Here is a 22,385-nt window from a genome sequence, read left to right as displayed (position 1 = left end):
AGAGGGACAAAAGCCCCTCTGCTCAACTGCTGGTTCCGTTTTTTAATTCCCTGGCCATCTCCTCGATTTTTTCGTTATAGTTATCCACCCTGGTCAGGGATGAGCGGAACGGCCGGTTGGCGCAGCTGACATCGTAAACCTTATACCGGTTTTTCCCCAGATCCTTGGAGTGGTAAAGGGCCTGATCCGCCTTCTGGAGAAGGATGTCAAAATCCTCCCCATCCTGAGGATAACGGGAAATGCCAAGGCTTCCGGTAATGCCATAGCTTTTAAAGCGTTTGTTCAGCTTTTTACAGATGGCCGCAACACGCCTTTCTATATCCTGCTGGTCGACGATATCGTGGAACAGAATCAGGAACTCATCACCGCCCACACGGCCTACCAGATCGGTATGGCGCACGCTGCTGGTCAGGATCTCCGCCACCTCCTTGAGTACCATATCCCCAAACAGATGGCCGCGCTCATCATTGACCGATTTAAAGTTATCGACGTCGGCAAAGCACAGGGCCGCATTCTTCACACGACGGTCCTTTAGCACCAGAATCGTCTGCTCACGCATGGCCCGCTGGTTTAACAGCCCCGTGAGCGGATCGCTCTCCGCTTCCTTTTTAAGCATCAGATTGCGCTGCTTGGTCTCCTCCACATTGATAAGCTTACCGATGTAGCTCACGCATACCGGCTCAAACTCCATATCCCAGATGGGATAAAGGTATACCTGGTACCATTGGAACCCCTGGCCATCCAGATTGATGCGCAGCTCTGCCTTGCAGGTCGGCCTGTTCGGCGTAACGCGCTCAAGCATCCTGTAAAGGCGGCTGTAGTCCTCGGCGTTGACCAGCGACGCATCCGATAATATCCTGCTGATCTGTGGGAACACCGGGTCTTTTCCGGTCAATATCTGAAAACGGTCAGAAAAGACCAGCTTATCAGTGCGCAGGTCATATTCAAAAATGAGCTCATCCGAAAGCTCAGACAGTATCTGATATTTCTGACGCTCCTGTTCTAACAGGTATAGGGTCCGGCTGGAAAGATCGCCGTGAGTCTCTTTTTTCTTCTTTTCCGGAATGGTCACTTCACCGGGCGCGGTAACCGTCGACGTCAGCATTTCGCCGCCTTTCATGGAACGGTTAAGCTCAGGCAGCGCTGTCAGAAAGCACTCGATCAGCTGCGGGTTAAACACCCCGCACTCGCCGTCTAAAATCATCTGGACAGCGGTTTCATGGGTGTAGGCGTCCTTATAAACCCGTTTACTGGTCAGGGCGTCATAAACGTCAGCCAGCGACACCGCCTGGGCCCAGATGGAGATCTCATTGCCCGCCAGGCCATCAGGATAGCCGCCTCCGTCCCACCGCTCATGGTGGTGGCGGCAGATATCATAGCAGTAGTCATAGTAAGCCAGATCCTGGACGCCGGACAGCTCCATCAAAATCTCGCTGCCCCGGGAGGTATGGGTCTTCATGATCTCGAATTCCTCATCGGTCAGTCGGCCGGGCTTGTTGAGGATATTGTCCGGTATGGCTACCTTGCCGATATCGTGCATGGCCGCCGCCTCGGAGATCATCTCAATCAGGGAGTCGGACAGGCCGTACTCGCTGTGGCCCTTTGCGAACTCAGCCAGAAGCAGTCTGGTAATCACACGCACGTTGTGTATATGAGACACAGATTCAGTATTCTTAAATTCAATGATGCTGCTGAGCGTATCGATCATCTGCGCGCTGTTTTCACGCATTTTTTCCGCCTGCTCCCGCAGCGCCTTTGTCTGCTCAGCCACCAGCTGGCGCAGGTGGAGCTTCTGCGTATACTGCTCGATAATGTTGTGGACGCGCTGAATGACAATATTGGGGTTAAAGGGTTTGGTGACAATATCGGCGGCCCCCATCTCATAGCCCCGCTGCATGACGCCCTCGCTGTTCTCAGCAGTGATCATGATGACCGGTATCCGCCCAGTCAGGCTCATACGCTCCATTTCCTGCAAGACGCCAAAGCCATCGAGCACTGGCATGATGAGATCCAAAAGCACAACCGCGATATTTTCGCTCTCCCGCTCCAGAATTTCCAGCGCCTGCGCACCGTTTTCAGCTTCGTATATTGTATATTTTGTCTGGAACATCTCGCACAGCAGCGCGCGGTTCAGCTCCATGTCGTCAACGATGAGTATCTTTCTTTTTTCTGCCTGATTATCCATAAACAACTCCCTTAAACGGACTTGAATCTCTATAAATGCTATTTTATAATAAGTCTTAATTCATTATAACTTAATCACAGAAAAAGTTCAACTTTTAGCGCGCAATAAAAAACTCAGAATCATCTGCCAGAACAGCTCATAAAAGCAAAGCACCGATAATATTGAAAGACAAGAAACCATAGAGGGGGGACAATCGGTACAGCTCAGGAGCATGGAGCGCTTCAACCGATGCACGGACCTCGCTTTGGTCACTGTGCAAGACCACTCTGCCCTGTCTTTTTATCGCGATTATCCCCTCAAAGAAAAGTGATGACACTCTTATTATACAAACATTCGTTTCAAAAATCAAGTGTTTGAGAACGAATATTCTTCACAAGTTTCACTGCCGCATCTTAGTGAATTGCAGCAAAAAAGCCCCTGATCCGAAGATCAGGGGCTTCTCTTGGGGAGAGTAAATTGGGGGAGAGATTAATTGATTTAAGTAAGAGGTATGTGTGTTCTTTTATATTTATACCCGAAGACCCGGGTTCTAAACATCAGAATAAAAAAGATATCGGCAGTCCATAAAAGGGTATACTCTATAACATATCTAAACCTTAGCTTAACCGCTCTTGCAAAAGCCCCAAATATCTGATATATTAAAAAAGGTGCACCTAACATTTTCAATGAGCGCGATACTCTCCTATCCCTTGGTAGACCGTAGCTTTTGAAACATCCTGTTAGGCGCACTTTTTCATTCAGCAGTCCTGCTTTCAAACCGCATTTTTTGCTTGACGGTTCAGGCTCTGTGAATTATAGTTGAAAGAACAGAATGCTTGTTAATGAGGAGAAAAATATGACAGTTGCACTCGAATTAAAAAATTTAAAGAAAACATATGAATCGGGCGTCGTGGCGCTGCGCGGCATTGATCTGGTCGTGGAGCAGGGCGATTTCTACGCGCTGCTCGGACCAAATGGCGCCGGAAAATCCACTACCATCGGAATTGTGACCTCCCTGGTCAATAAAACGTCCGGGTCGGTGAAGGTATTCGGATATGACCTTGACACGGAGCTTGTGCAGGCAAAGCAGCAGATCGGCCTGGTCCCCCAGGAGTTTAACTTCAATCCATTCGAAACCGTTGAACAGATCGTTGTCAATCAGGCCGGTTATTACGGCGTTCCCCACAAAGAGGCTCTGAAGCGCAGCGAAAAATACCTCAGGCAATCCGGCCTGCTCGAGAAACGCCATGAACGGGCGCGGATGCTTTCCGGCGGAATGAAGCGGCGTTTGATGATCGCGCGGGCATTGATGCACGAACCGCGTCTGCTTATTTTGGACGAGCCCACCGCCGGAGTCGATATTGAGCTGAGACGTGAAATGTGGGATTTTCTGAGAAACCTGAACGCACAGGGCACGACCATTATTCTGACGACCCATTATCTTGAGGAGGCGGAAATGCTTTGCCGCAATATCGGCATTATTCAGTCCGGTGAACTGATCGAGAACACCAGCATGAAAAACCTGTTGTCAAAATTACAGTTTGAAACCTTTATTTTTGATTTAGAACCTTTTGAGCACAAACCCGTCATCAGCGGGTATAAAAATTATTTTGAGGACAGCCGAACCCTTGTCGCCGAGGTCCAGCGTGACCAGGGGGTCAACGGCATCTTCGAGCAGCTCACGCGGCAAGGGATAAAGGTCGCTTCCATGCGGAACAAATCCAACCGCCTGGAAGAACTGTTCTTAAAAATCACCGATGTAAAACATCAATCGGAGGGAAAAAATGTTTAAACTATATTTTACCGCGCTAAAACGTCTGGCAGCAAAAGAAACCAACCGCTATCTGCGTATCTGGGTACAAACCCTGGTGCCGCCGGTCATCACCACATCGTTGTATTTCGTTATTTTTGGAAACCTGATCGGCGGCCGGATTGGAGAAATGGGCGGCTTTTCCTATATGGAGTTCATTGTGCCCGGGCTCATCATGATGTCTGTCATCACGAGCTCTTATGCCAATGTCGCCTCCTCCTTCTTCTCTCAAAAATTTCAGAAAAATATTGAGGAACTGTTGGTGGCGCCGGTGCCCACCCAGGTGATCATTTTCGGATTCGTCGCCGGCGGGGTGGGCCGCAGCATCCTGGTCGGGGCCCTCGTTACCGGGATTTCATTATTTTTTGTGCCCCTTCATGTCTTTTCCTGGCCCATCATCCTCGTGACCCTGCTGATGACTGCCGTCTTGTTTTCGCTGGCTGGACTGCTGAACGGCATCTTTGCCAGGTCTTTTGACGATGTATCCATTGTGCCGACCTTTGTGCTGCAGCCATTAACCTATCTGGGCGGCGTATTCTATTCAATTTCAATGCTGCCGCCGATCTGGCAGGCCGTATCAAAGGTTAACCCCATTGTCTATATGGTCTCAGGCTTTCGCTTTGGATTTCTTGGCGTAACGGATGTCCCGGTCGTCTGGTCTCTGATGATCCTCATCCTTTTTATCATCGTGCTTTATGGCATTTGCTGGTATCTGATTGAAAAAGGGGTCGGCTTAAGAAGCTGACCTCTTTTTTCAAAAAAATAAAAAAGCCCTTCTTCACAAAGCGGACCGCCTGCACCAGAAGAGCTGTAAATACTCGATGATTAATCCATGATTTCCATGGGTTTTCCGCAGCAGAAAGGAATTAAATCTCCTTCTTTTACAGATTGAACCTTATTACAGGTCAGGCAGTAAACCTGACAGTCAAAAGGCGCCCGGAGCTCTGGTGCAGCCTTTGCTTCTGCTTCTGTTAAACCACCAATGTGAAAGCGCGCCACATTGTTTTCTGTCGGGATATATACGCCAATCGGTGACAATTTCTTATTATCGCCCACGCAGTTCCCCATTTTAATCCAAAGCGCTTCAAGCTCAGCGGTTTCAATCGGATTTTCTGGAATAAATTCAACAACAGCCTTATCCATATTGATCTTCATAATATCTTCCTCCTTCGTTCTTCGATATAAACGTTTTACCGTCATTATTATAGCATCTATTTTAGTTCTTGTCTATTATTAATTAGGATACATTTTAAAATAATAATCGCTCGTCTTTCTTCATATAAAAAAGCTCCTGGTCAAAGATCAGGAGCCCTGAAAAAGAAAAATCCCTTTCAAACCGCCTGTTTAAGCTGTTTGAAAGGGTCTTTCATTTTTAATTCATACCACTAAGTCTGTAAGCCGAGTTCTGTCTTAGATAATCATCTGTCTAGATCCATTGTTACCAATGGATTCAAGCGACCTACCATTTGGACGGCGACGAGCAGCCGCCTTTTTTACATCCGTTCTTGGTCTTGCACCAGGTGGGGTTTACATAGCTGACGGATTACTCTCGCCACTGGTGAGCTCTTACCTCACCCTTTCATCCTTACCGGCCAGGCCGGCGGTTTACTTTCTGTTGCACTTGCCTTGGAGTCGCCTCCACCGGGCGTTACCCGGCACCCTGCTCTGCGGAGCTCGGACTTTCCTCAGACAGCCTGCGCTGCCCGCGATTATCTGGCTTAGTAGCTTAGTCAGTATACCGCAAAACGCCTGTAAAATCAACGTTAATTTTGATTTTTTTCGGTATTGTCCTCTATGATCTTCATTTCAAACCAGAAGTTGCTTCCCATTCCCGGTGCGCTGTTGACGCCAAAGCGAAGGTGATGCAGCTCCATGATATTCTTGACAATGGATAGCCCCAGCCCAGTTCCAATGGACGCCTGTTTATGGGCTTTGTCAATTTTATAATATCGGTCCCACACATAGGGCAGCAGCGCCTCCTCGATGCCATCGCCATGATCCAGCACCTCGATCTTCACCGTATCTCCCGAGACGTTCTGGCGGATCACAACGGTTTTATCCTCGCCGGCATAGTTGACGGCATTATTCACCAGATTGTAAATCACCTGTTCCATTTTGATCGCGTCAGCCTTTACAAAGACATCCCGATCCGCCTCAAAACGTATATGATATCCTTCCTGCTCGATGAGCTTTGTATACCTTGTGAGAATCCGGCGGATGCTCTGAGTCAGATTATATGGGGCTTCGTTTAAGACCTGCACGCCGGCCTGAAGCTTGGAGATATCCAGCATATCATTGACCAGGCTTGTCAGGCGGTTGGCCTCGTCAATGATGATCTGCACGTTTTCCGGTGTGTTTTCACCTGGAATGTCCCGCATGACCTCGGCATAGCCGGTAATCATGGTTAGAGGTGTGCGCAGGTCATGGGAAACGTTGGCGATCAGCTCACGCCGCAGGTTTTCCACCTTTGAAAGCTCCTCCGCCGCGTAGTTCAGCGTATCGTTGAGCTCTGTGATTTCCCGGTAGCCTTCTCCATCAAAGTGAACCGCCACATTGCCCTTTGCGAGCTCCTTGGCACTTTCATTAATCTTGATAATGGGCTTTGAGACCTTCTTAGACATAATGGCTGCAAAGATAAGGGCAAGCGCCATGAATACCATGCTGATATAAAAAAGCTGGGAACGCAGGGTCTGTACTGTGGCGTTGACGGGCGAGATCATGGTGTTCAGCATGATCACATACTGTCTGCCACTGCCGCCTGTAATGATCTGGGTGTAAATCAGGTTTTCATCCCGCTCAAATTTCTTTTCAGGGATCACCCCCTGGCGGCCGTCGCTGCTCTGAATGTTAATCAGCTGGTAGCTGTCCTTGGAGAAGCTCTCAAAATAGGAGCCGCCGTGCTGTTTGGCCTGCAGATACAGGTTCGCCAGATCCTGGGCGGTCATCTGGTGCAGCACACAGCGGGGAACCGTGTCCACGTTGATCTCCACATTATTCTCGGTATCGGTGATCTTCGCGCAGATATTGTTCCGCCCTGCCACCTCTGTTACAATATTGCTCAAATCGTTGCTGTCAATATTGGCGGAGATGGTGTTGGCCAGAGATTTAAGCTCACTGATCTTTGTCTGGCGGTAAAAGCCGTTTAAAAAGACGATCTGGAAGAGCCAGATCACAAAGATCATGACCGCTGCAAAAAGGGCAATATAGGCGAAAAGCTTCCATTTAATGCTGGTATTCTTAAGCCTCAAAACGGTATCCTACTCCGCGCAGTGTCACGATGCACCTGCTGTAATCACCCAGACTTTTTCTCAGCAGCTTAATGTGCGTATCCAGGGTGCGGTCATCGCCATAAAAATCATAGCCCCAGACATTTGTAATGAGCTTTTCCCGCGTCAGGGCGATCCCCCGGTTGCGCACCATGTAAAAAAAGAGATCATACTCCTTTGGCGTCATCTCAACCGGTTTTCCGGAAATCGTGACGCGGCGCCCGGCAAAATCCACCTCCAGGTCTCCAATTTTGACCACGTCTCTGTTCTCCTTGGCGCCGCCCCTCCGTTTGAGAATCGCACCCACGCGCATCATCAGCTCCTTAGGCGAAAAGGGCTTGACAACATAGTCGTCAATGCCCAGTTCAAAACCATGGATCCGGTCATACTCCTCACCTCTGGCGGAGAGCATGATAACCGGTGTATCCTTATATTTACGGATTTCCTTACAGGCTGAGAAGCCATCAAGCTCTGGCATCATAATATCCAGAATAATGATGTCAAAATCCTGGCTTTTGGCGAGTTCCACTGCCTCCATACCATCAGCGGCCTCGACGACCTCATTGCCCTCAAATTCCGCGTATTTTCTTACAATCGCCCGTATTTTCTCCTCATCATCAACCATTAGAATCCGGTACATTTCTTTACCTCGTTTTTCTGTTAGTTATTCGTGGTGGGGGTTTCCTCTCCCAGTGTGGCGTTTAGGGTCAGCATGCTGCCGCCGCGCTGCACTTCGATTTTAACAGTGTCGCCTACCTGATGGCTCTTAATAGCAGTCTTGACATCCGCAGCGCTTGAGACTGCCGTGCCGTCCACAGAGACGATCATATCGCCAGACTGGATGCCCGCCGCTGACGCTCCGGAGCTGTCCGCCACCTTGGCCACATATACGCCCATTTCAGAGACACGGTACTGCATGGCGGTTTCAGCTGAGTTGACATCCACTAAAGACACGCCAAGGCTCGGACGTCCCTTTACATAGCCGTTTTGAGATAAGGATTCGACCACTGTTTTCACATCATTGATCGGGATGGCAAAGCCAAGGCCTTCCACTCCAGTGCCCGTTGACTTGGCGTCCACGATTCCCACCAGCTCGCCGTATTCGTTGAACAGCCCGCCGCCGGAGTTGCCGGGATTAATGGCCGCGTTTGTCTGGAGCAGGTTCATGGTATCCCCGTCGATGGTGATTTCACGGTTCAGGGCTGAGACAATGCCGTCGGTAACTGTGCCGCCCAGTTCCCCAAGCGGGTTCCCGATCGCCACAACGGTCTCGCCCACGCTCAGCTTGTCCGAATCGCCCATGACAGCCGGCTGCAGATCATTGGCGTCGATTTTGAGCAGCGCTACATCTGAGGTGGCATCCGTGCCGACCAGTTTTGCCTCATAGCTCTGGCCGGATTTCAGAGTGACGGTAATCTTGCTGGCGCCGTCGATCACATGGTTGTTGGTCACCACATAGCCGTCATTGGTGACGATCACGCCGCTGCCAGCGCCTTCGGACACTGCTTGCTGAAGCCGGCTGTCCTTGGTCACTGTTTCGGTCTTGATTTCTACGACAGAGTTGCCCGCCGACTCAGCGATCTGCTGGGTGGTCATGGCGCCGGAATTACTGGTCTCATTGGAATTGGTGCTGGTGCGCTCCACGGACTGGTACATCACACTTTTATTGTTGCCCCCCAGACTGCTGGCCAGCATACCGCCGCCAAAACCGCAGGCGCCCGAGAGCACCAGACCCACTGCCATCATGGCCCCGGTTTTCTTCGCGAACACATTTTTACCCGCAAACCGTTTTTTCTTTTTCTTCTGGCCGCCGTCAATGGGCACCAGAGCGTTTTCTACCTTTGGTTCTTCATCATTATTGTTTGTAAATTGATTATTTGTATACTGATCGTTCATTTGTTCCTCCATTTATTTAAGTCGCATATCGCTTTTATTTTTGTTGATAGCTTTATTCTAAATGGAGAATGTGACGGTTTTATGAACGCTTCGTGAAAGGGCGCTGAAATTTGGAGTTTTTTCGCGTTTTTTGCGTGATGATCGCCACCAGCGGCCTTCTTTCTTTATTTTACCCCAATCACCGCCTTAAATCAATAACTGGTAAATTTTTCGAAAAGCGCCACAAAATAAGATGAACATGCTATAATGGGATTAAGAAAGGAGATATAAGAAATCAAGATGGTTGAAATGGTTATATTAAAGGAGGTAAACCGTGAAAATTGAAGATGTTCTGCCCTATATCCGGGATAAATCCGCCTATACATTAAAGGAAGCGGAGGAACTCCGCCTGCTGACCTGGGATGAGATTAATAAAGTTCAGGATTTGGCTGAAAAGAACAAAAATTTTGAGACCATTCAGCTCTGTATTACCTGCAAGGTACTTATCCAGAAGCTGGCTGATAATCCCGAAACCTACAAATTAAAGATCGGCCCTGAAGACGCGCATTAAGCACAGAATTTTTTGAGAGGAAGGAAATTATTATGCTTACATTTATTATTATCGGTATTGTCATCATCGCAGTGGTTATACTGTTGCTGACAGGCTATAAAAAAGCCCCGCCTTCTGAGGCGCTGCTTATCTCATCGCCCTTTTCCCATCCCATCAAGGACGCCCAGGGAAATGTGATCGGCACCAGCAAGATCAAGGTCGTGCCGGGCGGCGGCGCGAAAATTGTTATCCCCTACCTGGAAAAGGCGTATCGACTGAGCCTGTCCACGATGCAGGTGGATATCGACACCTCAGAATACATTCCCACGAAAGACTACATTGGCGTCAAGGTTAACGCTGTGGCCAATGTCAAAATCTCCAGCAAGCCTGAATACCTGCTGCTGGCCGCTGAACAGTTTTCGACCAAGCGCATTGATGAAATCCGCGACATGGTCAAGCAGATTCTGGAAGGAACGATCCGAAGCGGCATGGGCGGGCTCAGCGTTGAGGACCTTGTCCAGAACCGTGAAAAATTCGCTAACCAGTGTGTCACCTCCGCCGAGGAGGACCTTCAGAAAATGGGAATGGAGATCATCAACCTGACGATTCAGTCCTTTACGGACAACAATGAGGTCCTTAAAAACCTGGCGGTTAAAAACTCAGCTGAAATCAAGAAAGAAGCAGATGTGGCGAGAGCCCAGGCCGAAAAGGAATCCCGGATCAAGCAGTCCCAGGCCGAGCGCGAGAGCAAGGAAATTGAGCTGGCCAACCAGGTGGCGGTCGAAGAAAAAACAAAAGAAAAAGATGTCCAGATCGCGGGCTATCACCGTGAGAGCGCCATCGCCAAGGCCCAGTCCGACGTGGCCTACGACATCGAAAAAGAAGAACAGAACAAGGCCCTGGTCAGCAAGCAGCAGGAAGTTGAAATCATCAAAGCCCAGAAGGAAGTTGAGCTGAAGCAGCAGGAAATCCGTATCCGCGAGAATGAATATATGGCGGATATCGGAAAGAAGGCAGAGGCCGACAAAGCCAAGGCGGAATTCGACGCCGACGCCAAGCTCTATGCGAGCCAGAAGGAAGCCGAAGGGATTCGGGCTATCGGTGAGGCCAAAGCGGCCGCCATCGAAAAGGAAGCCCTGGCCATGCGCAAGATGACAGGACCGTCTGTTGTCAAGATGGTTATCGAAAAGCTGCCTGAAATGGTGGAAGCCGCGGCCAAACCAATGGAAAAGGTAGATTCCATCACCATGTATGGCAACGGAAACGAAACGAAGATGGTTCAGGACGTCACCGGCGCCGCCAGCCAGATTTTTAACGCGGTCAAGGATGGCACAGGACTGGACCTCAAGGATCTGATCTCCAGCTGCCTGAGCGGCGAGGAGCTTGATGACCTGGCGGATACCCCAAAAGTCTCCGAAGCATCCTCCAGAGAATCGGTGCCGTCAACCCCTGAGTCGGAATTAAAAGAGACAAAGGTGGAACCTTTGCGTGAGGAATCCATCGAAACGCTGTCCCCCGATCTGGATGAAATCTCTACCCTCGACGCTCTGCGCCAGATGGCAAAGGATGTCCAGAAGCATGACGCTGAGCGTAAAAATAAATAAAACTCCAATAAAAAAGCAGATCCTGAGGAGCTGCTTTTTTTATGATGTGTTAAAGCATTTTCAATAAAGCGCGCTCACAAAGCTTCAACTTTAACTTAATTTCAGGTTATATCTGCCATAACTTTAATTCAATATGAATTTATTTCAAATGGGTGTATTATATATGTAGCGAAAGAAAACGCTGTATTGTTCTCATTATCACATAAACATATAACAGTTATAGTTTTGTTTTTGTGTAAACGCTATTATTTTTCTATTTACAATTGAATAAGGAGGGAAAATCATGGAAGTTACTATGCTTTCGTACATGTCAGAATTTATCGGAACAGCGTTGCTTGTACTATTAGGGGACGGCGTTTGTGCCGCGGTTAATTTGAATAAGTCCGGCTTTAAAGGTGCCGGTGCTGTTTATATCATGCTTGGCTGGGGTCTTGCAGTTATGCTGCCAGCCATGGCCTTTGGTGCACAGTCTGGTGCACATTTCAATCCTGTTCTGACAGTCGGTTTAGCCGTTATCGGTGCATTCCCGTGGGCAGCAGTTCCGGGTTACATTCTTGCACAGATGCTGGGCGGTTTAGTCGGCGCAATCCTCGTATGGGTTGTTTACAGACCTCAATTTGCTGCCACCGAAGATGCGGATACCATTAGAGGAACCTTCTGTACAGGTCCTCAGATCCGTAATATCCCCCAGAATATCCTGTGCGAAGCTGCAGCAACCTTCGCACTGGTATTCTTTATTGTAGCGATCGGCCATGCAGGCATGACAAATGTCGGTGATGTTGGTTTGAATTACTTCTTCGTATATGCCATCATCATGTCCTGTGGTTTCTCACTTGGCGGTACCACCGGATTCGCCATGAACCCTGCCAGAGACTTGTCTCCACGTATCGCTCACGCCATTCTGCCAATCCCGAACAAGGGCTCCTCTGACTGGGGTTACGCACTGGTTCCGGTTGTTGGTCCATTGATCGGCGCGATCCTGGGCGCTCTGCTTGCCAACGCAGTTATTTTAGGATAATCTTCTTTTTATAAAAATCATACAGCGAACTTTCCCAAAAGACCCATCCTGTTTATTCGGATGGGTCTTTTTCTTTACGCTCTGTTTTCTCCAGAGCGGTTCCATTATAAATGATTGCGTCGCCATACTTTTCTTTCAGCTTGTCCATGGCTGCTTCCACCCTTTCCAGCTTCTCACGCTTCTCAAAGCTGTCTGTGCCAAAAAGGGTCAGCTGTTCCGGTTCACAGGTATCTGCGCTCACCAGATTGATCCCCGTTACCGTGAGCATACGGATTCCCTTGGTGAAATCCCAGTATTTATCTACCAGGGCGGCCGCCGCGTCAAAGATTTCTTTAAACAGCTGTGTTGGATGGCTCAGGGTTATCTGTCTTGAAATCTGGCGGAAATCCGGGTCTTTTATCATCACCTGTACGCCGCGGCACTTCAGATGGTAGCCCTTAAGGCGTTTAGCGACCGTCTCAGCCAGCGGATAAAGGCCTTTTTTCACCTCCTCCATATTTTCGAGGTCTTTGCTGAAGGTGTTTCCATGCCCTACGGATTTTACCTCCCGCGGTTCAGTGGCTGAGCGAACTGGGCTGTCATCCAGGCCGTTGGCATAATCGTGGAGCATTTCTCCCATCTTTCCCATATCGTGAGAAAGCACAGAGCGGTCTGAGACAGCAAGATCTCCAATGGTCCTTATGCCATAGCATTTCAACTTCCTGAAAGCACTCTTGCCCACATAGATAAGATCAGTGACTGGCAGGGGCCACAGCAGTGTTTTATAATTCTGCGGTGTAATGACGGTCACGGCATCGGGCTTTTTATAGTCGCTGCCCAGCTTGGCAAAAATTTTATTATAGGAAACACCCACCGAGATGGTCAGCCGGGTACGCTCCTTAACTGTCTCACGCACCAGATCGCCCATGGCTGTGCCGCTGCCGCCAAAGAGATGCATCGTATCGGTCACATCCAGCCAGGACTCATCAATGCTGAAAGGCTCCACTCGGTCTGTAAATTCGTTGTAAATCTCATTGATTATTTTTGAGTAATGGCGGTACAAGTCGTGATGAGGCGGCAGCAGAATCAGATCCGGGCACTTCCGCTTTGCCTGATATACGGTCTCCGCAGTCTGGATTTTAAATTTCTTTGCCGCTTCATTTTTAGCCAGGATAATGCCGTGCCGGTTTTCCGGATTACCGCAGACGGCCACAGGCTGCTCCTTAAGCTCTGGATGGGATAAAAGCTCCACCGAAGCGTAGAAGCTGTTCAGGTCACAATGAAGAATCCGGCGAACTCTTTCCATCTTCTCACCTCCCAGCATGTAAGTTTACCGCAGAGCACGGCGCAAAAATGTGCCGTGCCCTGTATACCACTAAAAAAGGGCACATACACGACTGTACGCACCCTTTTCTGTCAGCTTTCTTATTTGTCAGCCGGCTCCCATTTGCAGCGAACCGGTGAAACAATGGCGCCTTCAGCTTTTAACTCTTTAAAGGCTTTATCAATCTCCTTGCGGTCAACGTCCAGTGCCTTCTGAACCGCTCCGGCATTCATCGGCGCGCCGTTTTCACGCATGGCTTCCAGTACTTTTACTTTTAATTCCGCTAATTCCATATTTTTCTCCTGTTTATTCTTCCTCAAACTCATTCAGCTCAAAAAACTCATCCATATCCTCATCGGATAATTCGGCAGCCATTTCAGCCTGATCCTTCGCCAAAGTCTCTGAGCTTTCCTCCGGCGCTTCGGGCTCATCCTTCTTTGCAAAATGATCACGGATTTTCTGTTCAACCACATCGGCAAATTCAGGGTTTTCCTTGAGGTATTCTTTGACCTTGTCACGGCCCTGTCCCAGGCGTTCCTCGCCGTAGGAGAACCATGAACCAGCTTTTTTAATAATGTTCAGCTCAACCGCCATGTCCAGAATATCCCCTTCTCTGGAGATACCCTCGCCGTACATGATGTCAAACTCTGCGGTTTTAAACGGCGGCGCCATCTTGTTCTTTACGATCTTGGCGCGGGTACGGTTCCCGATCATGTCCGTTCCTTTTTTCAAGGTCTCAATTCTGCGGATGTCCATCCGGACAGAGGAATAAAATTTTAAAGCACGGCCGCCAGTGGTAACCTCTGGATTACCGTACATCACCCCAACCTTTTCACGCAGCTGGTTGATAAAGATCGCTGCGGTATTGGATTTTTTGATAATCCCCGCCAGCTTTCTGAGGGCCTGGGACATCAGTCTCGCCTGAAGCCCAACATGGGAGTCCCCCATTTCCCCGTCGATTTCCGCGCGGGGCACCAGAGCCGCGACAGAGTCCACAACAGCTACGTCGATGGCGCCGCTCCGCACCAAGGCTTCAAGAATTTCAAGGGCCTGCTCACCTGTATCCGGCTGGGATACAATCAGGTTATCGACATCCACACCGAGGGCTTTTGCGTATACGGGATCGAGCGCATGTTCGGCATCGATAAAGGCCGCGTTGCCTCCGGCTTTCTGGGCTTCCGCCACAATATGAAGGGCGATAGTGGTTTTACCGGAGGATTCCGGCCCGTAGATCTCAATGATCCGGCCACGGGGCACCCCGCCGATTCCAAGGGCCATATCAATACCGATGGAGGAGGTGGAGATAACATCCACATCCATCTTCGCGCTCTCGTCTCCAAGACGCATGACTGCACCCTTTCCAAAGGTTTTTTCAATATTTTTTAAAGCAGCGTTCAGGGCTTCCTGCTTTGCGCTGTTGTCTGTTTTTTCTTCTACTTTTTCTAATGGTTTGCGTTTTTCAGCCATACTTTTCTCCTCTATTTCCACGAAGCGTTCTGTGAACGTTCGTTCTGTCACTATCTATATTATAAAGAAATCACTCTGTTTTGTCAAGGATTGCTTCGCGAATTAAGTGAAAAACTTTATTGGCGGTGCGCAATTGAACAATCTTTCGGCTGCCTTCAAAGAGATATTTTTTTATGGTGGTTTTTCCTTTGGCACAAACCCCTACGTATACCAGTCCCACAGGTTTTTCCGGCGTTCCGCCGTCAGGCCCGGCAATGCCGGTGACCGACGCGGTAATATCACAGCCTGAAATTTCCTTAAGGTGCTCGCACATCTCACGCGCGGTCTGCTCGCTGACGGCGCCGTAGCGGTCAAGGGTTTCAGCCCTCACATTTAAAAGCTGCATTTTAGCTTCGTTGGAGTAGGTAACCAGCCCCATTTTCAACGACGCTGAAATTCCCGGAATCTCTGCCAGCTTTGAGGCAACAAGGCCCCCGGTACAGGATTCTGCCAGGGCCACGGTCAGGCCCTTTTCCATTAAAAGCTTACCGACAGTCACGTCCAGGCTGTCCTGGGAATGTGTGAAAATATGGCTTCCAAAACGCTCAATAATGACCTTCTCATAACGGTCCAGCAAAGCGTTAATGGTTTCAGAATCGTCACCGTTGGCCGTCAGGCGGATCATCACCTCGCCCAGCTTGGCGTAGGTGGCGACCGTGGGATTATCCTGCCGGTCGATGATGTCCATGATGCTGTCCTCCACGGTGGACTCACCAATATCCGAAAGATTGTAATATCGTGAGATCACAAGCTGGTTTTTCAGCTGGTGCAGGACAGGCTCCACACAGTCTTCGTACATGCCCATCATTTCATGCGGCGGTCCTGGCAGCATGATAATGGTCTTATCGTCTTTCTTGATCATAATCCCCGGCGCGGTGCCTCTGGGGTTTGGCAGCATGACGCCGCCCTTTGGCACGTAGGACTGGCGCAGGTTGTTTTCTGTCATTTCTACCCCGCGGCGGTCAAAAAACGCTTTGAGCTTTGCGACAATTTCCGGACGCTGTTCCATTTCCATCCCAAAGATTTCCGCGATGGTTTCCTTTGTCAGGTCATCCTGAGTAGGTCCGAGACCACCGGTCGTAATGATCAGGTCACTGCGGGTTAAAGCCCTCATGATGACGGATTTCAGACGCCCCGGATTGTCGCCCACCGTTGTATGATAAAGCACCGAGAAGCCATTTATGGATAATTCCTTGGACAAAAACATAACGTTGGTATTTAAGGTGTCTCCCGTTAAAAGTTCTGTTCCAACCGAAACGAGCTCACAATTCATAATTCCATCTCCTTATGTCAATTCAGGCGGGCTTCATAAAGCTCCGGCCCTTATCATTATACTGTTTCTGGCAAAATTCTGCAATGTTATTAAACTTTGATTCAGAGTTGTTTACTCTGGATGCCGACAAAAAATTTGGGGGATGCCCGGAACGCGTATTTGGCAGCCGCTTACTTTGGCACAAACCCTTCTATATTTTTTATCTCAACCGAGATGGTGCCGTCCGGATTATTTCTGAACTCCACAATATCTTCCCGCATGAGGTAATCTGTTGGAATCGAGAGCTCTATACCGGAGTCTGTGACAAACTTCTGTTTTTTAAAAATCTTGTTCTCAATATTATCGCTTACCGCCACCTTGCTCTGGGTGAGACCCTTTTTGGCCGCTTCTTCCCTGAAACGCTCCTTAACGGTAAAGTCATCGCCAAAGGTGGCCTGCGCGATACTGTCCATATCGATGACCGAGTCCGATTCGTAGTCGTCGGCAATGACCCGCTTGACAGTGTTCAGCTTTTCGATGTCACCGTTATACTCGCTGGCGATAATTTTTTTAACAGTTTTTTCCACAATATCAAATGTCTGTTTTTCGGAGAGCACATCCTCACATAAAACCAGACGGTTGGAGAGATAGTACTCCTTTTTATCATCAATCTCAAACTTCTTTTCCTTAAGAAAAATCTGGTCTGTATTCAGGTTGATGATCACAAACTCATCCAGCCGCTGCCCCTCTGTCGGCAGTGAACAGGGCTGGCGCAGAATATCATTTAAACGGCCGTCCTCGTGGTCGACATAGTGGATATAGCTGTGCATGTAATTCAGCTTTAAAACACCCAAATAAGGCTCTCCATCGCCGATAAAATCGACTACCAGCAGATCGGCCGACGGCACTCCCACGTTTTCCAGCATAAAATCAAAGAGCAGACTCGCAATTTCCTGGCTGACAGAAGTAAAGCTTTCGCCGTCCTTTTTATACTGCTGTACCAGCTCACAAAAACGGCTTGGCGGGTCCACAAACTGGGTTCTCTTAATATCCGGGTCCTTCATGGCCCGGGTCAGATGCTTATATAAGTATTCCTGGATACCGATGGGCAGGCCCAGCAGCGTATCCGAAAGCACCGGAATGCCCGCGCCTGTATCCAGAATGTGTAAAATCGCTCTTTTTACATGAACATCGATTTCCATAAAAACTCCTCACACAAAAGCGCGGCTTCCGCCGCGCTTGTTTTTTATTCTCATTTATTTACTTTCAAAAACCTACATACTTCTAAAAACACCCTTGTTCAGTCTGAAATAATCAATGCCTGAGATCAGGGTCAGGGCAAGGGCAACATAAACCATGATGTTACCAAACAACAGCAGCGCGGGGAATGCCATAACCGGCCAGTTGACCAGCAGCAACGCGATGATGGCAATCATCTGAGAAATGGTTTTGGCTTTACCCCATTTGCTGGCGGCAATGACGATGCCGTCGGAGGCAGCCAGCGTCCGGAGGCCTGTAATGGCAAATTCGCGGGCAATAATGATGATCACCACCCAGGATGGAATCATCTGGAGCTCAACCAGACAGATAAACGCTGAACAGGTCAGCAGCTTATCGGCCAGCGGGTCCATAAATTTTCCGAAATCTGTAATCAGATTCCGGCTTCTGGCAAGATGCCCGTCCACCGCGTCAGAGGCAGAGGCGACAATAAAGATCACCACTGCGATGGGCTCGTGGAATGGAAAATTGACCAGCAGGGCAATAATAAAGAATGGAATCATAATGATTCGGGCCATGGTAATTTTGTTAGGTAAGTTCACTTTCTACATCTCCTATCAAATCATAATCCAGTGTCTGGATTATTTTTACTTTATAGAAATTGCCAATGTCTAATACCTCTTCCCCGCTATTGGCAAAAACCATACAATCAATTTCTGGTGCATCACCATAAGTTCGGCCGGAATAAGTTCCCGGCGCTTCCATTTCTTCTATTAAAACGTCCAGGCTTTTGCCAACAAAGGCCTCATTGGCTTCAGCCGTTATTTCCTCCTGCTGTCCGTATATTTCATTCCACCGTCTTTCCATAACCGCTTCATCCACCTGGTTCGGGAAGGCTGCCGCGGGAGTCCCTTCCTCCTGCGAATATTTAAATACACCCAGACGGTTGATCTTAAGCGCTCTCAATGACGCCAGAAGACCCTCATGGTCTTCTTCTGTCTCACCGGGAAAACCGGTGATGATCGCCGTCCTCAATACCGCATCAGGCAGCTTTTTACGGATCAGCCCAACCTGTTCAAAAAGATGGCTCTTGCTGACCGGACGCCCCATGCGTTTTAAAATCTTATCCTCAGTATGCTGGATTGGAATGTCAAAATAATGACAGATATTCTCATGGCCTGCAATCACATCCAGAAGCGCCTCAGTGATCCCCTCAGGATACATATAGAGCAGGCGTATCCAATGGAAAGAAAAATCCTCTGACAGACGCGTCAGCAGTCCGGCCAGATCGATCTCCTCATCCAGATCATTTCCGTACTGGGTGATGTCCTGAGCGATGATGATCAGCTCCCTGACACCCTTTTCCTCAAGGTGAGCCGCTTCCCTGTAAATGGCCTCTGGCTGACGGCTGCGGTGCCTTCCGCGGATTTTCGGAATCACACAATAAGTGCAGTGATGGTCACAGCCTTCACTGATTTTCAGATAGGCTGTGATCGTATTGTCCTCGATATACCTGGGCATTTCTTCCAGGTAAGGCCGGTCGATATCACCCGCGAGGGTTTCACCGCCCCTTCCGCTTTCAACCGATTTAATCAGGTCAATGATATTGTCGATATGGCCCACACCTAGAAAGCCGTCAACCTCAGGCATTTCCTCAGCCAGCTCCTGATGATAGCGTTCCGCCATACAGCCCGCCACCACCAGAATCTCACACGGACCGCTTTCCTTATAGCCGGCGTATTCAAGGATATACTCAATGGATTCCTCCTTGGCTGCCTGGATAAAGCAGCAGGTATTGACGACGATGATTTCAGCCTGCGCCGGGTCCGGCTCAATGGTATAGCCATTTTCCGCGAGCATTCCCAGCATCTGCTGGGCGTCTACGGTATTCTTATCACAGCCCAGGGTTGTGATATGTATCTTCTTCACTCTGTCACCTCCTGTAATACTCTTCCTGTGTCATCAGCAGGGTTCGCGGCTTACTGCCGTTTGGCCCTGAGATAATCCCCTTTTGCTCAAGGGAGTCGATGAGCCTTCCAGCCCGGGCATAGCCAACCTTCAGCTTACGCTGGAGCATGGAGGTCGATACCTGATTATAGGTAAAGGCCGTCTCCACTGCCTGGTCAAACAGCGGGTCTAGGTCATCCTCCTTGGCTTCCTCTTCTTCCTGGGGCTCGTTAATGGCCTCTTCAATCTCATCATTGTAGGTTGGCTGTTTTTTGGGTTTGACCGCGTTGATTACGCGGTTGATCTCCGCGTCAGAGACAAAAGTGCACTGCACGCGCAGCGGTTTTGATTTTCCGACGGGATAGTAGAGCATATCCCCCTTGCCCAGCAGCTTTTCAGCCCCGGCCATATCAAGAATGGTACGGGAGTCCGTATTAGACGCCACCGAGAAGGCAATACGGGATGGGATATTTGCCTTGATCAGCCCGGTGATAACATCTACCGAGGGTCTTTGGGTCGCGATGATCAGATGAATCCCGCAGGCTCTGGCCAGCTGCGCAATACGGCAGATCGCGTTTTCACATTCCTTCGGCGATGTCATCATCAGGTCGGCCAGCTCGTCGACCACAATGACAATACGCGGCAGCTTTTCGCCGCCCTGGCCAGCCATCAGCTCGTTATAACCGTCAATATCACGCACGCCGTTTTCCTTAAACAGCTGGTAACGATCCGTCATTTCCTTAATTCCCCAGTTCAGGGCATAGGAGGCCTTTTTAGGGTCTGTGACCACAGGAATCAGCAGGTGTGGTATGGCGTTATACTGGTTCAGCTCGACCATTTTGGGGTCAATCATGATAAAACGCAAATCCTCAGGTGAAGCCTTGTACAAAAGGCTGATGATAATACTGTTGATGCACACGCTCTTACCAGAACCTGTGGCTCCGGCGATGAGCACATGGGGCATTTTGCTGATGTCCCCAATAATATTCTGTCCGGACAGGGTCTTGCCAAGTGCAAAAGGCAGGGGCCCTTTAAAGCCTTCAAAGGCCGGCGTCTCAATGATCTCACGCAGGCCGACGATAACGCTCTCCTCGTTTGGCACCTCAATGCCCACCGCAGCTTTTCCTGGAATAGGCGCTTCGATACGGATATCCGAGGTCGCCAGATTTAAGGCCAGGTCGTCAGCCAAATTAACAATCTTGTTGACCTTTACTCCCGGTTCGGGCTGAAGCTCAAACCGGGTAATACTCGGGCCGACGTCTACCCCGACGATTTTGGCATGCACACCAAAATTAGAAAGGGTTTCCTCGATAATTCTGGCCTTTTTAACCACTGCGTCCTTTCTGTTTTTGGAACCGGAGGCTGGCGGATTTAACAAAGTCGTTTCCGGAAAATGATAAACCTCGTCAGCCTCCAGTTGAGGGTTTATGGGGTCCTCCCCGTTGTCGGATAAATCCAAAAGCTCATCCACAATTTTATTCTGTTTTTGCTTCTTTTCAGGAAGTATCAAAAGCCTTTCCTGCTGTTCCTCTGGCAGAGCCTCATTGGAATCCTCCAAGGTGTCTGATTCATCCAGCTCTTTATTGACATCGTCAATAAAATCAAGAATTTCTGTGTCAATCGAAACCTTTCCAGTCTCTGAGCGCTGGAACAGGCCGTCATAGCTGTCACTTGCCGGCTCTTCCTGTTTTGTCCTGCTCTTTTTGGCGTTTTTGCTCTTTTCACTCAGTTCTTTTGAGAGCTTGCGTTCTTCCACCAGATCGCCGACCTTATTCTTCAGAGGCGCAACACCGAATTTGTTTTCCTTCATTTTCTGATAATAATCGTTAAAATTTGCCCGTACGATCAGCAGGGCCTCGGCGATGGACGCCAGTATCAAAAAGACAATGGTACCAACCTTGGTCACAAGCATCTGAAGGAAGTAGGACAGCAGTATCCCGATAATTCCTCCATAGCCGCCATAGCTGGCCACGCTGAAAAGATCGAGCACGCTGTAGGTCATAAGCCTCGGAATATTCAGGCTGAAGACCACCATCAGATTAACCAGAAGTAAAAACACCATGACCAGCGTCTGTATATTTCCTCTGTGCTTGTTAAAAAACAGCATGATTCCCCAGGCGATCATATAAAGGGCAATCATGATCGTTGTATTGCCAAACATGTAGGTAAAGATAACTTTCCCTACAATTTTATCTAAAATTCCGGGCGTTGCCGTCAAAAAAGCATAGCCGACATAGAGGCCGAGAACGGCCAGCACTGCACCGGTTATTCTCTGCTTGACCATTGGGCTCATGCCAGGCTGCTTTTTGGCTCTGCTTCCCGCGCGCTTTTTGGCAGGTTTCTTTTTGCTTGCTGTTGCCACCTTATTATCACCTCACTTACTTAATAAAAAAAGGCACAGATCCTCTGTACCTTGTATTCCTACATACCGGAATGTCCAAATCCACCGTCGCTGCGTTCTGTGTCCGTCAGAGCCTCTACACTGTCGACCTCTACAAAATCAGCAGTCACATAGGATTTTATTACCATTTGCGCGATGCGGTCACCGGGATGAATGGTATGGGAAAAGGCCTTCAGATTTGTTAAAATAACCTTTATTTCACCACGGTAGTCTGAATCAATGGTACCAATCCCATTGACCAAGGCAATGCCGTGCTTCATGGCCAGACCCGAACGCGCCCGGATCTGAGCTTCGTATCCCGCCGGCAGTTCTAAATAAATTCCCGTCGGAATGGTGTAAATATTCTGGTTTAAAATCTCAATCGGTTCGTCTATATCCGCGTATAAATCCACCCCGGCAGCACCGGAGCTCTGATACTCCGGCAGCGGGTACTTGGATGCGTTGTATATTTTTACCTTGCACTTTTCCATA

19 protein-coding genes and 1 other RNA gene are annotated in these 22,385 nt (G+C 49.1%); 5 read left to right on the top strand and 15 right to left on the bottom strand.

Going from position 1 to position 22,385, the window contains the following annotated elements:
* Positions 1 to 22: 22 nt before the first annotated feature.
* Positions 23 to 2,185 (bottom strand): diguanylate cyclase, encoded by a 2,163-nt coding sequence (locus tag DW091_RS07955; protein WP_118517888.1) that lies wholly within the window; start codon positions 2,183 to 2,185, stop codon positions 23 to 25.
* 835 nt (positions 2,186 to 3,020) lie between these two features.
* On the opposite strand from DW091_RS07955, the gene DW091_RS07945 reads away from it, so the two are divergent.
* Together DW091_RS07945 and DW091_RS07940 are read left to right on the top strand one after the other, a co-directional pair.
* A complete protein-coding gene (locus DW091_RS07945) occupies positions 3,021 to 3,956 on the top strand; it encodes an ABC transporter ATP-binding protein (RefSeq protein WP_058694683.1) in 936 nt (311 codons plus the stop codon).
* A complete protein-coding gene (locus tag DW091_RS07940; protein ID WP_058694684.1) occupies positions 3,949 to 4,719 on the top strand; it encodes an ABC transporter permease in 771 nt (256 codons plus the stop codon). The genes DW091_RS07945 and DW091_RS07940 overlap by 8 nt, the downstream gene beginning before the upstream one ends.
* A gap of 80 nt (positions 4,720 to 4,799) precedes the next feature.
* Here the strand turns inward: DW091_RS07940 and DW091_RS07935 are convergent, their stop codons facing one another.
* The 5 genes from DW091_RS07935 to DW091_RS07915 all read right to left on the bottom strand — a co-directional run bounded on the left by DW091_RS07935 (position 4,800) and on the right by DW091_RS07915 (position 9,136).
* Complete coding sequence (locus DW091_RS07935) at positions 4,800 to 5,129, bottom strand: hypothetical protein (RefSeq protein WP_058694685.1); 330 nt, start codon at positions 5,127 to 5,129, stop codon at positions 4,800 to 4,802.
* Positions 5,130 to 5,352: 223 nt separating this feature from the next.
* An RNA gene (rnpB, locus tag DW091_RS07930) (RNase P RNA component class A) lies at positions 5,353 to 5,699 on the bottom strand.
* Positions 5,700 to 5,737: 38 nt separating this feature from the next.
* Positions 5,738 to 7,222, bottom strand: coding sequence for a HAMP domain-containing sensor histidine kinase (locus DW091_RS07925; protein ID WP_058694686.1), 1,485 nt, complete (start codon positions 7,220 to 7,222; stop codon positions 5,738 to 5,740).
* Entirely contained in the window at positions 7,212 to 7,880 is a 669-nt protein-coding gene (locus tag DW091_RS07920; protein WP_058694687.1) for a response regulator transcription factor, read from the bottom strand. Before DW091_RS07920 ends, DW091_RS07925 begins: the two co-directional genes overlap by 11 nt.
* A gap of 20 nt (positions 7,881 to 7,900) precedes the next feature.
* A complete protein-coding gene (locus tag DW091_RS07915; protein ID WP_118517886.1) occupies positions 7,901 to 9,136 on the bottom strand; it encodes a trypsin-like peptidase domain-containing protein in 1,236 nt (411 codons plus the stop codon).
* A 313-nt stretch (positions 9,137 to 9,449) separates the two neighbouring features.
* Here DW091_RS07915 and DW091_RS07910 point away from each other — a divergent pair, with 313 nt between their 5' ends.
* The 3 genes from DW091_RS07910 (at position 9,450) to DW091_RS07900 (ending at position 12,287) form a co-directional block, all read left to right on the top strand.
* Positions 9,450 to 9,686: a hypothetical protein gene (locus DW091_RS07910; protein ID WP_074616915.1), complete on the top strand. Its 237-nt coding sequence runs from the start codon at positions 9,450 to 9,452 to the stop codon at positions 9,684 to 9,686.
* Positions 9,687 to 9,718: 32 nt separating this feature from the next.
* Positions 9,719 to 11,269 (top strand): flotillin family protein, encoded by a 1,551-nt coding sequence (locus DW091_RS07905; protein ID WP_118517885.1) that lies wholly within the window; start codon positions 9,719 to 9,721, stop codon positions 11,267 to 11,269.
* Between the two features lie 295 nt (positions 11,270 to 11,564).
* Entirely contained in the window at positions 11,565 to 12,287 is a 723-nt protein-coding gene (locus tag DW091_RS07900; RefSeq protein ID WP_058696382.1) for an MIP/aquaporin family protein, read from the top strand.
* A gap of 52 nt (positions 12,288 to 12,339) precedes the next feature.
* Here DW091_RS07900 and dinB read toward each other — a convergent pair whose 3' ends face one another.
* The 9 genes from dinB to dut all read right to left on the bottom strand — a co-directional run bounded on the left by dinB (position 12,340) and on the right by dut (position 22,384).
* On the bottom strand, positions 12,340 to 13,572 hold the full coding sequence (gene dinB, locus DW091_RS07895) for a DNA polymerase IV (protein ID WP_118517884.1): 1,233 nt from the start codon (positions 13,570 to 13,572) through the stop codon (positions 12,340 to 12,342).
* A gap of 119 nt (positions 13,573 to 13,691) precedes the next feature.
* A complete protein-coding gene (locus DW091_RS07890; protein WP_058694692.1) occupies positions 13,692 to 13,883 on the bottom strand; it encodes a hypothetical protein in 192 nt (63 codons plus the stop codon).
* A gap of 13 nt (positions 13,884 to 13,896) precedes the next feature.
* Positions 13,897 to 15,057 carry a recombinase RecA gene (recA, locus tag DW091_RS07885; RefSeq protein WP_074616918.1) on the bottom strand — a complete coding sequence of 387 codons (1,161 nt, stop codon included), beginning with the start codon at positions 15,055 to 15,057 and terminating at the stop codon, positions 13,897 to 13,899.
* A 70-nt stretch (positions 15,058 to 15,127) separates the two neighbouring features.
* The gene (locus DW091_RS07880) at positions 15,128 to 16,369 is read right to left on the bottom strand and encodes a competence/damage-inducible protein A (protein WP_058694694.1); all 1,242 of its coding nucleotides are present in this window, start codon (positions 16,367 to 16,369) and stop codon (positions 15,128 to 15,130) included.
* Positions 16,370 to 16,539: 170 nt separating this feature from the next.
* On the bottom strand, positions 16,540 to 17,550 hold the full coding sequence (locus DW091_RS07875; protein WP_118517883.1) for a nucleoid-associated protein: 1,011 nt from the start codon (positions 17,548 to 17,550) through the stop codon (positions 16,540 to 16,542).
* 72 nt (positions 17,551 to 17,622) lie between these two features.
* A complete protein-coding gene (pgsA, locus tag DW091_RS07870) occupies positions 17,623 to 18,168 on the bottom strand; it encodes a CDP-diacylglycerol--glycerol-3-phosphate 3-phosphatidyltransferase (protein WP_013380371.1) in 546 nt (181 codons plus the stop codon).
* Positions 18,155 to 19,495: a 30S ribosomal protein S12 methylthiotransferase RimO gene (gene rimO, locus DW091_RS07865; RefSeq protein ID WP_118517882.1), complete on the bottom strand. Its 1,341-nt coding sequence runs from the start codon at positions 19,493 to 19,495 to the stop codon at positions 18,155 to 18,157. Before rimO ends, pgsA begins: the two co-directional genes overlap by 14 nt.
* Before the next feature lie 4 nt (positions 19,496 to 19,499).
* Positions 19,500 to 21,875 carry a DNA translocase FtsK gene (locus DW091_RS07860; protein WP_118517881.1) on the bottom strand — a complete coding sequence of 792 codons (2,376 nt, stop codon included), beginning with the start codon at positions 21,873 to 21,875 and terminating at the stop codon, positions 19,500 to 19,502.
* A 59-nt stretch (positions 21,876 to 21,934) separates the two neighbouring features.
* Positions 21,935 to 22,384 (bottom strand): dUTP diphosphatase, encoded by a 450-nt coding sequence (gene dut, locus DW091_RS07855; RefSeq protein ID WP_058694698.1) that lies wholly within the window; start codon positions 22,382 to 22,384, stop codon positions 21,935 to 21,937.
* Position 22,385: the final 1 nt, after the last annotated feature.

Source organism: Eubacterium sp. AM05-23, assembly GCF_003477535.1.
Classification (GTDB): Bacteria; Bacillota; Clostridia; order Eubacteriales; family Eubacteriaceae; genus Eubacterium; species Eubacterium maltosivorans.
This window is presented reverse-complemented; position numbering and strand designations above follow the sequence as displayed.